Below are 14,087 nucleotides of genomic sequence, written 5' to 3' on the forward strand. Positions count from 1 at the left end.
GGCATCCCAGCGACAGAGTCACTGCTCCCTTCTGCTTCGGTTCCCACTCATTCATCGGTAATGCCGCAAGCTCCACTCCACCCCGGCCAGTATCCCAGCGAGAATGACGCCCTGCAGCGCGCCTTGCAGGCAGGGGATGACCTGCCCGCGGTCTACTCTGCCGGCGAATGGAACACGGGTAAGAACTATGGAGCGATCCTGCTCCTGGATGGAGAAGCTGACGACGTCACCGCATGGAGGGTCCTTCTAAAGTCGCCCCGCTTCTCGCCGCTCGCTCAGACTCTTGGGCTCAAATATGACCCACAGCGACTTGCCTGGCGCATACCTACTCTTCGGGAGGTCGGCCTCCTGTGCGGCTTTGCCCCTGAGGCAGACCGGCGCAAGCTCATGGCCAAATGCCCTCACCTCGACGTCTTGGAAGAGCCGATCGCAGCGCCCTGCGTTCACTATATTAGAAGTCGTGACCTTTTCATCTTCGTAGGGGCCTTCAGCCATCGCGGCTGGGCCAAGAACACTGGCTGGGCATTCAGCGACAGCGGATCGCTCTGGTACACCGACTCTGCTCTCAAGGCGGCTGGCCTCTATAAGCTCGCCACAGCCCAGGCCCGGGCGAAGATCGAGGATGAACTGGCAGGACTGAAACTTCTCGCCGCCGTCAAGAAGGGCCTAACGTTTGGCCGCCCCTGGATGACGTATGATCCCCGAAAGGAGCGTCTTGTTGTCCATGGGGAGGAGGATCTGCAGTCTGCCCTCGGGCCCTGCGGGTTCAGGGCTCGTATGTCGCTGGGTACACGCAACGCCTTCAGCGGCAGGTTCACGACCCGAAACCTCCGGGCTGCATGCGACTTGGCCCAACTTGCCGATCCAATCCTAGCCACCGGGCTGGCAGCGATCGCATCGAAGCTCCAGTTCCTCGATATCGGCACTATCGACATCTCGGCCCTTCTCGGCCAAATCGTCTCCACCGACAGCAGCGACAAACAGAAGAAATCCGAGGCTGACCGGGCCCTCAAGATCGAGCTCCGGTATGTGAAAAAGCAGAAGCGCTTCTTCACGACAAGGGTTGAGGCAGCCAACGACAATGCTTGGACCGTAGCCAAAGACGCTGTCTGGATGACCACCGACCCGGTGGCGGCCTCCAAATACCGGAAGTGGGGAGACGACGAAACTGAGATCGCGATCCAGACGTTGATCGCGGAGGAGTATGCGGCGGCAGCGGCAGCAAGAGTTCCGGCGCCTGTCCCGGCTCCTCTCAAGGGCCAGAGCTATACGCCGGATCAAATCGCAGGCATCAACTTCGCCACAACCCGGCCTTGGGCAGTCCTCGCGGACGACATGGGTTACGGGAAGACAATGCAGGCGGTCGGCGTCATTGACGTGCTTCGTCCCCGCTATGTGCTGATCCTCACTCTTGCTTCAGTCACACCTTCATTCGCGAGAGCGGTCACAGACTGGGTGTCCTACCAACCGCACGTTAACCTGTTTACCAATCTTACCAGAACGCCGGTCCAGCCAGGTGTGACGGTTGCTTCGTACGAATCCATCCTTAACAATCCGGAACTCCTCGATTACCCTTGGGACTACGCGGTCTTTGACGAATTCCATAAGCTGAAAAACCAGACCGCAAAGCGTGCTAGAGCCGTCATCGAACGGCTCGGGTACAAGCTATCGGGCGGCTTGTTCCTGTCCGGAACGCCACTTACCCGACGGCCTCAGGACCTCTTCACGCCCCTCCATCTGTCTCTCCCTCAGGCTTTCGACGACTATGGCCGCTTCTCGAAGGTTTATGGCCTTGGCGATCTGGACTCCGACAATGAGGAGCGGCGTGAGAGGCGCAAGACGCTTGGCCGCATCGTAATGGGCAGCATCATGCTGCGGCGCCTCAAGAAAGGCCTCCCGCCCAAGCGACGACGGCCGATCGAACTCGACCTGATGGACCCCTCCCTTGTGGATCTCCTCAAGGAAGAGAACCTGATTTTCGACTCCTATAAGAACACCGAGAACAAGGTCGAGAAGAAGAAGATTATGACGAAGCTCAATGCGCTCCGGCGCAGGACGGCTTCGTTTAAGATTCCCTATGCTGTCGAGTGGGTGATCACCAAGTATGAGCAAGGCGAGCCGGTGCTGGTGTTCGCTCATCACCAGGAGATCATCGACCAGCTTGCAGACATCATCTCGGCATTCGGGCCTAAGGTGGCCAAACTCCACGGTGGGGCTAACACGCCCCGCAAGCGTCAGAAGCTCATCGACCAGTTCCAGGCAGGTCAGATCGACGTCATCGTCGCAGGCATCCAGGCTGCGGGAACAGGGTTAACAATGACCCGAGCCGCTGAAGTTCTCTTCGTAGAACTCGATTACGACCCGTTTGCCTTGTTGCAGGCAGAGGATCGCTCCCACCGCCACGGCCAGACCAGGCCGGTCAACGTCTGGTACATGGTCATCAAGGGGTCGATCGACGCTTACATCTGCAGCATCGTCGACACCAAGCTCCGCATCGCCAATGAGATCTATGGTGACGAGGAGAAAATCTATAGCGCCGTCGGCAGCGATCTCGCCATGGCGGCTGCCGCCTAATTGCCCCCGAATTAAACCGCTGATAAAGTCCCCGCTAATTCAAAAGACTAAGAGCGGGAATTTCGATTCTCGAATCATGTCACCAGGACGATCCATGCTTAACCGCCGCCAAATCCTCACCGGTCTTGCTGCATCGGCAGGCCTCGCCCATAGCACCCTCGCCCGTGCCCAGGTCGCATTCCCCGTCGGCACTCAATTGATCCCGTCGCTTGCCGGGCCTGAAACTCTCGAGATGCCCTCGTTTGATTTTGAGCCCTCTGCAGAGGCCCCCGCTCTGCCGAATGACATGAAGAACACTGATCTTGCTGCGATCACCGACAAAGCCCCGTTAACCCAGGCAGGGCTTCCCGCCCACCGCGGGCTCTGGCTGGTGAACTACAACACCAATGAGGAAGTTAAGACCGTCTTCTGGAAAGAGGGCGTGTACGATAAGCCAGCCTACTCCCAGCTCTGCCACATGCTCAGGGATTGGCGGGAGAAAGTGACGATGGCCATGGACCCCAAGCTGTTTCACCTGCTCTGGGCAGTCCAGCATCGCATCGGCTTCCAGCAGCCGATCATCGTCACGTCTGGATTTCGCACCAAGACGACAAACGAGATGCTTCGCGCTGAAGGATCAGCGATCAACTCGCTTCATATGCACTCACAAGCATCTGACATCGTCGTAAATAAGGTTTCACCCACCGATATTGCCAAGTATGCTCAATCTCTGGGTGTAGGTGGTGTGGGTTTCTACTCTAAATTTGTGCATTTAGACACCGGCCCTATCCGTACATGGGAAGGATAATGTCGCGTCGCGCATAAGTTGCGACCATGGACGCATAAAGTGCGACCAGATAGCGAGCTTATCTCACGCTGTTCCCGCAAAGACGCGTCCCTCGTGCCGGTCGCGGAAGCGAACGAGCCCCTCGCCTTTCCCCTCTGCGCAACCATCGCGCGTGAGTGATCCCGGGCACCCTTGCAATTACCGACGAGCTAGCCACCTTCATGCCGACGAGGCTTGCGGCCGGTCTCGCCCGCAACTCGCCACAGGACCGGGAGAGGAGCCTGCGTGCCGATGGACAGCTCCTCACCACTTTCGTCGCCGCCGAATGCCGTCACGCCGGGCATGGCGCTCAAAGTCCAGATCGCTGTTATCGGAGCCGGTCAGGCGGGGCTCTCGGCGGCCTACCATCTCAAGAGGCTGGGATTGGCGCCGCACAAGGGGTTTGTGGTGCTCGACCAGTCTCCAGGGCCAGGTGGTGCCTGGCAAGACCGCTGGCCCTCGCTGACCCTGAGCACGGTCAATCGCATTCATGACCTGCCAGGGATGCCCTTTTCGGAGGTAACCGGCACGAACAGCCCGGAGGTGCGGGCGAGCATCGCCGTCCCAGCGTATTTCGCGGCGTACGAGAAACGTTTCGACCTGCCGGTCTACCGCCCAATGACGGTGAAGGTCGTCTGCGACAGGCACGATCACTTCAGGGTCGAGACGGACCGGCTCCAGGTGTCCGCACGCGGGCTCATCAATGCCACGGGAACGTGGGAAAGCCCTTACGTTCCCGACGTGTCCGGAGCCGACCGGTTCAAGGGCAGGCAACTGCACACGAAGGATTACCGCAGCGCCGAGGAGTTCACGGGTCGACATGTCATTGTCGTGGGGGCTGGCATCTCGGCGATCCAGTTGCTCGACGAAGTGTCTCGCGTCACCGCGACCACCTGGGTGACCCGGAGAGAGCCCGAATTCCGGGATGGTCCGTTCGACGAAAAGGCCGGCCGCGCTGCCGTCGCATTTGTGGAGGACCGGGTGCGCCGCGGCCTGCCACCTGCGTCCGTCGTCTCGGTGACCGGGATTCCTGTCACTCCCGCTGTAGAGGCCATGCGGGCACGCGGGGTGCTGACCCGGCGCCCCATGTTCAGCGAGATCACGGAGGACGGGGTTCGCTGGTCAGATGGGACCGCGCTCCGCGCCGACGTGATCCTCTGGTGCACCGGCTTTCGCAGTTCCCTCGATCACCTGGCGCCGCTCATGCTGCGCGAGCCTGGTGGGGGCATCGTCATGACCGGACGGCTGGCGACGCAGGTCGCGAAAGATCCGAGAGTACATCTGGTGGGGTACGGCCCCTCCGCCTCGACCATTGGGGCGAACCGGGCCGGCCGCGCCGCCGCGGACGAACTCATGGCCTTTCTCGACCTTGCGTGAGCATTGCCGGCCAAGCATCCGATCCAACCCCTCGCCGTGCATTGGCGACGAGCCTGATCTCAACTAGCGTGTTCCCTACTGCCCCAGGCCAAAGAGCGTTCCGTGAGATTATCGATCCGACTCGCATCCACCATTGCCGCCGCCTCCCTTCTTGCATCGACAGCAGGTGCCAGCGAAACTGCCATGGAGTTGGTAGAGGCGTTCCAACAGACCCTTCCTGACACACAGACATCCGCCTCTTTAACCAGTGCTGAAGTGCCCCTCATAGGCTGTCCTCAGGATGGACAGATGGGGTTGCGTGAGCCGCCTGCCCTTCCAAAAGCGGCAAGGCTCCTCATCCCCGGCGGAACGGCTCAGAAACTGGCCTATTACACAGCCAATCCATCGGGGCGTGGCGGCGTTCTCGGTCCAAGGGGATGGTCCTGCAGAGCCGTGTCAGGAAGTGACGGAGACGTTTTATATGTCACCCCTCCCGAGGCACCTGCGAACTTCGACGACCCCTGGATGGGACCGCAGATCGTCCGCCGGTTCTCGGAAGGCGGGACCTCAGGACGGTTTGCCGTCGCACGGGTCATCGCCCGGGTATTCCCGCAGGCCCGCTCATTTGCTGAAGGCGTCCGCGACGAAGGGATGGATGATGCGAACGCCTATGTCTTTGCACCCTGGCCATCGGACAAAATTCGCCACCTGGCTCAGGATGTAGTGAGCTATTCAACTCCAGCCGGACAGAACGGGCTCGGCACGGATGGCGAGGAGCCGGTCTCGCCGCTCGCCACTCAGGGTCTCGTGTTCCTCATCGGCGATCCTGCTGTCGAGCCGTCCGTCCGCCTCCTGAAGATCCGTCTTTCTGGCAATGATGCCGCGCTATACCCAGCGATTGCCGCCGAGATGCTTGCTGCATGGACACCACCGGAGACACGGGGATCCCCGGCCCCCGAGCCGACGACACCTGGATCGACAACGGCTGTGGCCCTGGTGAACGAATTCTATGGAGCACTCGAGCGCGGGGACGGTCGAGCAGCGTCGGCTCGAGTGATTGCAGAGAAACAGGCGAGTGGCCCATTCACAGCTCAAGCCCTGACAAAGTTCTACGGCACCCTCGACGAGCCACTGAAGCTGCTGTCGGCCGACGAGGCGGGTCCAATGCAGGTAAAAGTCCGGTACCGCTATCGAACTGGGCGGAAGCCGTGTAACGGCGAGGCAACGGTGAGCCTTGTCCAAACCTCCGAGGGGGTCCGGATCGAGAGGATCCGATCCGCCTCTGGGTGTTGATGCAGACTACTGCCAGTGCAGCCGAGCCGCCTGCCCTAACCCTGACAGCTATGCGGAATGAACTGGTACTCTTTGAGCGGCCCGCCGGTGAGCTCCTTCACGATTGGCGAGTCGTTCCGTAGGTCAAACACGAACATCGAGGCGTTCGAAGTCGTCACGAACGGTAGTTTGTCTGCTGGCAGGACCGCATCGTCCGGATTGGCTTCTTGAGTCTCCCGAGACCCGGTTGCCTCCGCCGGGCTTCCATCCATCCACTCGCGGGTAACTGTATAGGTCTTCCCGGCCAACTGCCCTCTGACTAGGACTTGGCCGATGACGCTCGGAGGTCCCTTTCTCAAGGCGCGGGGCCGGTCTTCGACCTTCTCATCGGCCGCATCCAGATACACGAAATGGAAGCTGTAGTTTCCGCCGGCGGCTTTTAGCTCTTCTCCCTTTTCTGGATCGCGGAAAATCACCCGATCCAAGCGGCAACGGAAACGTTCCGGCAACCGGATCTCGACCGTTGAGGTCGCATAGCAAGGAATCCCGGTCAGAATGTGCTCGGCATATTCGAAAACCCCAGGGACATAGTTTTCGATCTCCTTAGGGTAAGGCCGATCGAAGAACGCTCGGCGTGCTTCCTTGCGCTTTTCGGCTTCCAGAAAATCCAGCCTCTCCAGCTCGCAGGTCGCATCAACCCAGCCCGGCTTGTACCGGATACGCCCCTCCTGCTTCGGCGAGCCGGCCTGCCCATAAGCAGGAAGCGCTCCAAGAATGGCCGCCACCGCTATGATCAATACCCTGGCCATCCGAACTCCACCCATCGCCCCTGAGCCTGGATTTCATCACAACAGGCATTGGATTGCCTAGCGCCAACTTTCGCAGAGGCACCCTACCCTTTGCGGCCGGCGGAAGACCTCACCAGAAGAACGATGCCAACGATCGCCATCCCCAGCCCGACTCCAAACGCGAGATCCGTCTCGACCGTCCCAGTGATCGTATCAACCCGGGAACGGCGAACGCCGCTTAGAATGTGATAGCCGCCTGTCCCCAGTCCACCAACGACAGCGCCAATGAGCAGCCCAAAGACCGGGTCCGGTCCCCTATCTTGAGACGGTTTTTTACTCATAACCGATACCTGGGCGCGATACTACTTCCGATAGATACTATCTAATTCAAGTTTATCCAATCTTAATTCGGGAGCCATCAATCTTAGGTACGGCTGCGAGCGTTCTTTCGCGTGCGGAGCGGGAGACCCCTGCCGAATTTCGAGAAAACGACATGCAGGATCTTTGCCTGCACGGGGAGCAATACAAACCCCAATAACTTCATTCCTGGGCACCCGCTCTGAAATCAGATGCCCACACAGGAAATCCACATCCTAAGTCGATGTGCACATCACGAGATTTCTCAATCCCCAAAACTAGAGAGCACAACATGAACGACAAAATCCTGGCTCTTGTCTCCCAGGGCGAACAGTCTCACATCGCCGTCATTCTTGCTCAGCGCACGCTGGACAGGCTGCAGTTGGAAATGGAAGCCGCTCGCTCTGCCCTGATTGTCGCCCAGACGAACTATGATGACCTCGCAGTTTCCGTGACCGGCGAGACCAACCTTCCGCGTCCTGCATTCGATGACATGATCCAAAAGCGTGTCGGAGCGCTTATCGAACTCGGTCTCGTCGGAGGTGACATCGACCTATCGGCGGCCGCCCCTTCCGTGCAGCCCGCAGCGCCGCTCTCCGAAGCCGCTCCCGCCGCTCCGGTCTCGTCAACGCCCGCACCCAACAACCCGTATGGGGATGACGTTCCCCGCTCCCGCTCGGCCTATCAGAAGGGCTATGACGACGGGATCACCGGCCAGGTAAAGGACATCAACCTCTACAAGCGCCCCTCAGCCCAGACCGCCTACGCACAGGGTTATGATGCCGGCGCCAAGGACAAAGAGGGTGAGGCCGCCCAGGATGCAGTCGCTTCTGCTGCGCTCCCTGACGAAACGCCGGCCACTGTCGATGCCGCAGAGATTGACGTTCAGAGCGACATCGAGGCTCCCGCCGAAGGCATGACGGACCTGCAGGAGCAGGCCGTGTCCTCGCAGGACGAGGCGGTGACCGCGGCAAGCTCCGAACCGCTCGACACTGTGAACACCCAGACAACTGCCCCTGTCGCCGATGGCTCGGTCCAGGAGGGCGATGAGATGGTCACCTTCTCGCCTGACGGAATCTTTCTGACAAAGGCTCGGGATGAGGGTGCTCAGGCAGCCCTTGCCAATGAACCCAAGAGCTCTTGCCCCTATGCTCCGGGGCCGCTGCGCCAGAGCTGGGAGAATGGCTACGAAGAATCGGTAGACCAGCGGCTCCAGCAGATGAGCTCTCCCGAGGCTGACCTGAACCTAGCCCAGGATGCTTCCGTCATCGTTCTTGACACGGCATCTAGCCTCACGGCCAGCCAGTTCGCGCATTCTGACCAGCCCGATGAGAGCATTTTTGATGATGACGGTCCTTTCGGCGATCATGCCGAGATGGCCGATCAGGTGACCATCGTCAGCGCAGACAACTTGGACATCCCGCCCTTCCTGCGTCGTGGCGCGGAGGTTCACTGAGCCCCAATGCGAAGAGCCGGAGCCCCTAATGGGCCCCGGCTCCTTTTTTCTAGGACGGCAAACCTGACTGTCTGATAGAGTGTGGTAGTGGGGGTCTTCTGTACCTGATGGGAGGTGCGGGATGACCAGACTCTCAGGGCGCCCGCGGCCGGAGCGCGAGCGCGTGCTGCGGCCCGCCTGTCGGCTGTGCCCGGCCTGCAAAGCCCCGATGCGCATCCGCTACGAGAACCACCGCACCCTTGTGACGCTGACCGGATCGATCCGCTTGCGGCTCAAGATCCGCTGGTGCGAGACCATCGGCTGCGACCGCTTCCACAAGCCCTATCGGCCCGAGAGCGAGGGCGCCTTGGCCTTGCCCCAGCATGAGTTCGGGCTGGACGTCATCGCCCTCGTCGGGGCCTTGCGTCACCGCGAGCATCGCAGCGTGCCCGAGATCCACGAGGGGCTCACCACCCGCGGCGTGGCGATTGCCGAGCGCAGTGTCACCAACCTGCTCGACCGCTACGATGAGCTGCTCGCCACCCGGCTGATGGAGCGCCGCCCCTTGCAGAAGCTCCTGGCCCAGCAAGGGCGGGTCATTCTGGCGCTCGATGGCGTGCAGCCGGATGTCGGCCATGAGGTGCTGTGGGTGATCCGTGACTGCCTGTCCGGCATCATTGTGCTGGCCCGCAGCCTGCTCTCCGGCCGGGCCCAGGATCTGGCGGGGCTGCTGCGCGAGGCCGTGGACGCCGTGGGCGTGCCGGTCGTGGGCGTGATCAGCGACGGTCAGACCTCCATTCGCCACGCGGTCGCCCAGGTACTGCCGGGCGTGCCGCATCAGCTGTGTCAGTTCCACTTCCTGCGCGAGGCGGCGCATCCGATCTTCGAGGCCGACCGGCATGCCAAGAAGGAGCTCAAGAAGCAGGTCCGCGGCATCCGCGGGATCGAACGGGCCGTGGAGGAGCGGGAGGATCCCGAAGCGGCCATCGTGCAAGGCTATTGCGCGGCCGTGCGCAGCGCAATCACCGATGACGGGCGGGCGCCGCTCGCCGCCTCGGGTCTCAAACTGAAGCAACGGCTCGAGACAGTGGCCGGCAGCCTGGATCGGGTGCCGCAAAAGGGGGCTTCGCACCGGCGCTGACGCGCTTGCACCAGATGATCGTTCGCGCGCTGGAGCGCACCGCCTCGCTGTGGCCGGATGTGGAGTACGCCTACCGGTTCGTGCACGCCGTGGCGCATTGGCTTGGCAACCCGCACGAGGAGAGCGCCGCGATGGTGCGGCGGCGGGTGAACGGGGTTCTGGGCGCGATGCAGCGGCATCGGGCCAGGGCCGGGACGCTGGCCGGCGCCTTCGATCATTTCCAGAAGGTCACGCGCAGCTATCGCCCTGGCCTGTTCCACACCTATGCGATGCCGGACCTGCCGCGCACCAACAACGATCTGGAACAGCTGTTCGGCTCCCAGCGCTATCACGAGCGGCGCGCGACCGGGCGCAAGACAGCGTCACCCGGTGCGGTTCTGCGTGGCTCGGTCCGGCTGATCGCCGCTACCGCGACCCGCGTGCAGGCTCCGACAGCCCGCGACTTGGGAGCCGCGAACCGCGAGCACTGGAGAAACTTGCGCCAACAGCTGGAAAAGCGACGCGTCGCGCGAACGCTGCGCACCCGCTTTCGGCATGATCCCGCCGCCTACCTGGCTGCTCTCGAACAGCAGGCCTGCCAGTTAGCTTTGCCATCCTAGCTTTTTTTAACCGCATCCAGCAAAACCACGCCTGTCGTCGGACAACCAGGCTGAAGAGGGCCCAAATCCCTCTCCTTTCGGCCTCTGCCCGATCCCGCGCCGCGATTAACCCTTTGGCGCTTGTGATCCTGCCTTTACGGGCCAGTGTGACCAGATCGGGAAGGCTGATGGACACTCCGAGAGGGTCGGAGAGCGCCGCCGGCCCAACCTCCTGTTTCGCCTGCCGGATCACCTCGATCGCCCGAAAGGCTGCGCCAAGATCAACGCCTGATCCTCCTGACGCCCGACTAGCCGTCGCCGTCAGCCTAGAGAGAAGATCGGGAAAACGCTCAACCATCAGTTCCCGATCCTCTTCCGGCAGCTCCTTGATCACAGAAACGACTTGGTCGCTTCCGCCCTCGAGAACCGCCTGCTCTAGGAGATGAAGCAGAGAGCGTTCCCGCTCCCTGCACATCTGCTCGTGACGGACCAGCGCTTCCCGATAATCCCGATCATGGCTCTCGTAGAAATCGTTCACGGGGTCCATCGGGCGATCAGCCATTCAAACTGTATTCGTCCACAGTCTTGGCGACAGCCAGATCATCGGGCACCAGCTTCGCTTCACGGAATGCGCTCACTGTCTCGGTCAGCCAGCCCGAAAAGTCCTTCTCGGCGGCCGATGCCATGAAGGAGCTAATCCCAAACTTCGTCGTATAGTCACGGAAGTCGAGCTCCTTCATCGCCTTAAGGGAAATGCAGTTGCCCTGGATCTTCTGCCACACTGAACTCTTGCAGCGCCCGAGTTTCACCACCGTCACGTTGTGGTCGGTCACGAACTTCATGAGATCGCGGTACTCAGATGTTTCTGACAGGCTATCAAACTTGCCTTCGTGCTCATTGAATACCACCACATAGCGGGCGATCGGCAGGAACTTGCGGTTCGTCTCGGCAAGGCGGATCAGGTCCGCAGCGTCTACCAAGCTCTGCGCTTGGGCTGTGACGGGGATGATCAACCAGATTGGGGGAGCCGTCTCGAACACCCGGCCGGCATCAATCTCCAGGGCCCAATTCCAGATCGACGGCAGGACGTTTGCGCCAACATCAACCAGAACATTACCCTGCTCAAGGGCCTGGCCCAGACGCTCCCAGTACTGGAGGCCCGCGGCTTCATCAGAGCGGATGGACGTCAACGAAACGCCGATGCCGAGCTCCTCGACCGTTTCTTGCCCTTCCAGGAACCGTGCAAGCTTCGACTTCGTGGCGCTGCCCTCATCTCCGGCCGTGTCTGCAGCCATCACGCGCAACGGCTGCCCGCGCCCTTGGAAGATGTACTGGATTACCTGAGAGATGAGGGTCTTACCCTGGCCGCCCGTGCGGGTGCCGACAATGAAGGAGGGTTTCTGACCGTTTGTAAAAGCAAGGGTATCCATAGCTAGCCTTTCGTGAATGTTTGATCGTCTCGGGATGGGGCGCTAGTTTTCGTCGACCCACGCCAACAGGTTCTGGAACTCGAGAGGATTCTCTGTCTGATTGTAGATCAGCACGTCGAGGAACTCGTGCGCCCTACAAACCTCTAGAAGCTCCGGTTTCGGGTCGGGGCATTCCGCAATCAGCACGGTGCCCTCGTCATAGCTTTCGTCCATATAGTGCCGAACGAAGATCCGCATTCTGCTTGGGGCGGGGGACAGAATTAGCCTTCCGCCCAGCAGCGATTCCTCCGGCACATAATCGCCGAAGAGAATGATGGTGAACCGGCCATCTACCCTCGTCTGGATTTCGACCCGATCTGTCACTCTATAGGGAGCGAACTCCCGCTTAAGCAGCGGCCCGACGGGATCAGACATCCCACCAGACTCCAGGGCCTGAGCCGTCATTGAGGACCTCCGCTTGCTTGCTGGGCCTGAGCCGGCGCCCTGATGCGTGTGCTGCCAAGACGCATCATTCTCTCGACATGAAGGCGCTGACGCAGAGCCAGGGCTGCCTCATGGGCACTCTCCCGGACATCCTTCCAAAGCCGCCGGAATCGAATATCGTCTGGCTCTACGGCATCGGAAGAGGTGACGTGGGCGAGAGCCATGAAGTCACTCGTTAAGCCACCCTCTACCGCGGCGTCGGGCAGCCCACCGAGGGCAAAGTGCTTCGGAAGCTCTGACGTCTTCTGCCGGCGCGAAAGCGGTGTCGCATAAACCCGGTGAACGTCAGGTCGCCTCAGGCATCCTGCGAACATCTCCACCAGACGGCTGCGCCTTACCTCCAACGCCTCCATCGTCTCTGGAGTCATCAACATTCGTACTCTCCAAATTCTCGAATCCTGGACAATTACGATTCGTAAAACGTCCTGCATTCTATCCCGTGATACCGCACTTTAAAGCGGTAAAAAAGAACTGCAGCTCGCAAATTGCTAAACCATCCACTCTGGTCTAATTCATAGACAGCAACCCTATAGGAGCCATCCGATTATGCCTTGCTTCATTATCAGCGCCGACGGTGAGAAAACCGCCTTGGCCGCTGCTCCCCGAGATCTTGATGAAGCCTGCTCTGCTTTGAACTCCAGCGGCATTGAGATTGTTAGCGGCGTCGATGAGTACGAGGGCGAGCCCGCCCAGATGATCGTGGACGAAGACCACGCCCATAAGAAGCTGCCGTTGAACCCGTCGGCAATCGCCATCCGTGATGTTGCTTATGCAGCACGGGGTATCTCTTCGGGTGACCCCATCTTCGGATCGGCATTGATCCTGACGGGACCAGACCGCCTGCGCTGACCAGGAACTGCACATAAGAAAGGAGGCGCCAGATCTCTCTGGACGCCTCCTATTGCCGGGAAGAGAAGCCTTTTTAGGCGGCCATGCCTTGCTGCTGCTGCTGCGCGCGACCCCGCAAAGCCTGCATTTCAGCAAACTTCAGGCGGCTTGAGTCGATCGCATCCTGCAGAGCCGAGGACATGGCATCGCGCTGCGCGGCCTTCGAGAGAACCTTGACGTTCTCCTGCAGGACCTTGGTGTCGAAGTAGATAACGCCGCCGTCCTTTTCATGGAGAGCGTCCTTACCCGTCGTATTCGCAGTGCGATTGACCGCTGCATTCATGTTGAATGCAAGGAAGCGAACCTTGGAGGTCGGCTTCTGCCCCTCCGGAAGCTGCTGTTTGGCCGCGATCGTCTTGGCCATCTCGACCTCGCTCTTCGCGTAATGCAGCTTCAGATCGCCATCCTTGGTCACCACAGTCTGGAAACCAGCGAGGCTCTTAACACCAGGGGCACCCTTAAAGTCCCGCTGGTAGTCGAGCTTGTCACTGATCACCTTCGCAGCCGCTTTCCGGCCTTCAAGGCCTTCGGGACTACGATCGGACATCAGCGCAGCATGCGAGGTCGCACCTTCGAGGATCTCCGAGACGGTGGGCTTCTTCACTTCCGTGTTCTGGTTGTCAGCCATTGCTGGACACCTTTGGCTTTGACCGAGCATTGGGCTCGGTAGGTTGCACAGGACGCACCCAGCGGACGAACCTCCACACCAGGCGTACAAGTGCACTCGTCAATGACGAGCAAAGGAATCCTAGCATAAGTTTCATGAAGCACAATTCGGAAAACAGCATATTAATGCAGAAATGCGCTTTTTAGTGCGGCAGCACCAGCGTCCGTTGGGGATCAGCTCAGACCAGCGGCCCATTTCACCGCCGCCCGCTTAACGCGAGCCCACGTGCGATCAGCCCGCACAAGAGGCACCGCCAGGCCCTGTCGCCCGCGGCGAAGGATGCGCGCGTGGACGCGCCGGTAAGTAGAGCGAA

11 protein-coding genes are annotated in these 14,087 nt (G+C 60.5%); 7 read left to right on the forward strand and 4 right to left on the reverse strand.

Annotated features, from left to right (window positions below):
• Positions 1–60 precede the first annotated feature (60 nt).
• From NF876_RS00485 to NF876_RS00500, 4 genes are all read left to right on the forward strand, one after another.
• Complete coding sequence (locus NF876_RS00485) at positions 61–2,574, forward strand: DEAD/DEAH box helicase (RefSeq protein WP_262267058.1); 2,514 nt, start codon at positions 61–63, stop codon at positions 2,572–2,574.
• A gap of 94 nt (positions 2,575–2,668) precedes the next feature.
• Positions 2,669–3,361, forward strand: a complete 693-nt coding sequence (locus NF876_RS00490) for a YcbK family protein (protein WP_262267059.1) — start codon at positions 2,669–2,671, stop codon at positions 3,359–3,361.
• Positions 3,362–3,631: 270 nt separating this feature from the next.
• A complete protein-coding gene (locus NF876_RS00495; protein WP_262267060.1) occupies positions 3,632–4,756 on the forward strand; it encodes an NAD(P)-binding domain-containing protein in 1,125 nt (374 codons plus the stop codon).
• A 504-nt stretch (positions 4,757–5,260) separates the two neighbouring features.
• Positions 5,261–6,028: a hypothetical protein gene (locus NF876_RS00500; protein ID WP_262267061.1), complete on the forward strand. Its 768-nt coding sequence runs from the start codon at positions 5,261–5,263 to the stop codon at positions 6,026–6,028.
• A gap of 35 nt (positions 6,029–6,063) precedes the next feature.
• Here NF876_RS00500 and NF876_RS00505 read toward each other — a convergent pair whose 3' ends face one another.
• A complete protein-coding gene (locus NF876_RS00505; protein WP_262267062.1) occupies positions 6,064–6,816 on the reverse strand; it encodes a hypothetical protein in 753 nt (250 codons plus the stop codon).
• A 628-nt stretch (positions 6,817–7,444) separates the two neighbouring features.
• On the opposite strand from NF876_RS00505, the gene NF876_RS00510 reads away from it, so the two are divergent.
• Together NF876_RS00510 and NF876_RS00515 are read left to right on the forward strand one after the other, a co-directional pair.
• A complete protein-coding gene (locus NF876_RS00510) occupies positions 7,445–8,608 on the forward strand; it encodes a ribosome modulation factor (protein ID WP_262267063.1) in 1,164 nt (387 codons plus the stop codon).
• A gap of 208 nt (positions 8,609–8,816) precedes the next feature.
• Positions 8,817–10,327, forward strand: a protein-coding gene (locus NF876_RS00515) for a transposase (RefSeq protein ID WP_262267139.1) whose coding sequence is annotated in 2 segments (ribosomal slippage) — positions 8,817–9,699 and positions 9,699–10,327 — 1,512 coding nt in all. Because the reading frame shifts where the segments join, the coding sequence is not laid out codon by codon here.
• 533 nt (positions 10,328–10,860) lie between these two features.
• Here NF876_RS00515 and NF876_RS00520 read toward each other — a convergent pair.
• Both NF876_RS00520 and NF876_RS00525 read right to left on the reverse strand, forming a co-directional pair.
• Positions 10,861–11,736, reverse strand: a complete 876-nt coding sequence (locus NF876_RS00520) for a MinD/ParA family ATP-binding protein (protein WP_262267064.1) — start codon at positions 11,734–11,736, stop codon at positions 10,861–10,863.
• Between the two features lie 42 nt (positions 11,737–11,778).
• Positions 11,779–12,150 (reverse strand): hypothetical protein, encoded by a 372-nt coding sequence (locus tag NF876_RS00525; RefSeq protein WP_262267065.1) that lies wholly within the window; start codon positions 12,148–12,150, stop codon positions 11,779–11,781.
• A gap of 615 nt (positions 12,151–12,765) precedes the next feature.
• Between NF876_RS00525 and NF876_RS00530 the strand changes: the two genes are divergently transcribed.
• Positions 12,766–13,068, forward strand: coding sequence for a hypothetical protein (locus NF876_RS00530; protein ID WP_262267066.1), 303 nt, complete (start codon positions 12,766–12,768; stop codon positions 13,066–13,068).
• Positions 13,069–13,141: 73 nt separating this feature from the next.
• On the opposite strand, the gene NF876_RS00535 is transcribed toward NF876_RS00530, so the two are convergent.
• Positions 13,142–13,735, reverse strand: coding sequence for a hypothetical protein (locus NF876_RS00535; protein WP_262030793.1), 594 nt, complete (start codon positions 13,733–13,735; stop codon positions 13,142–13,144).
• Between the last annotated feature and the right edge of the window lie 352 nt (positions 13,736–14,087).

This window comes from Microvirga yunnanensis, from assembly GCF_025460875.1.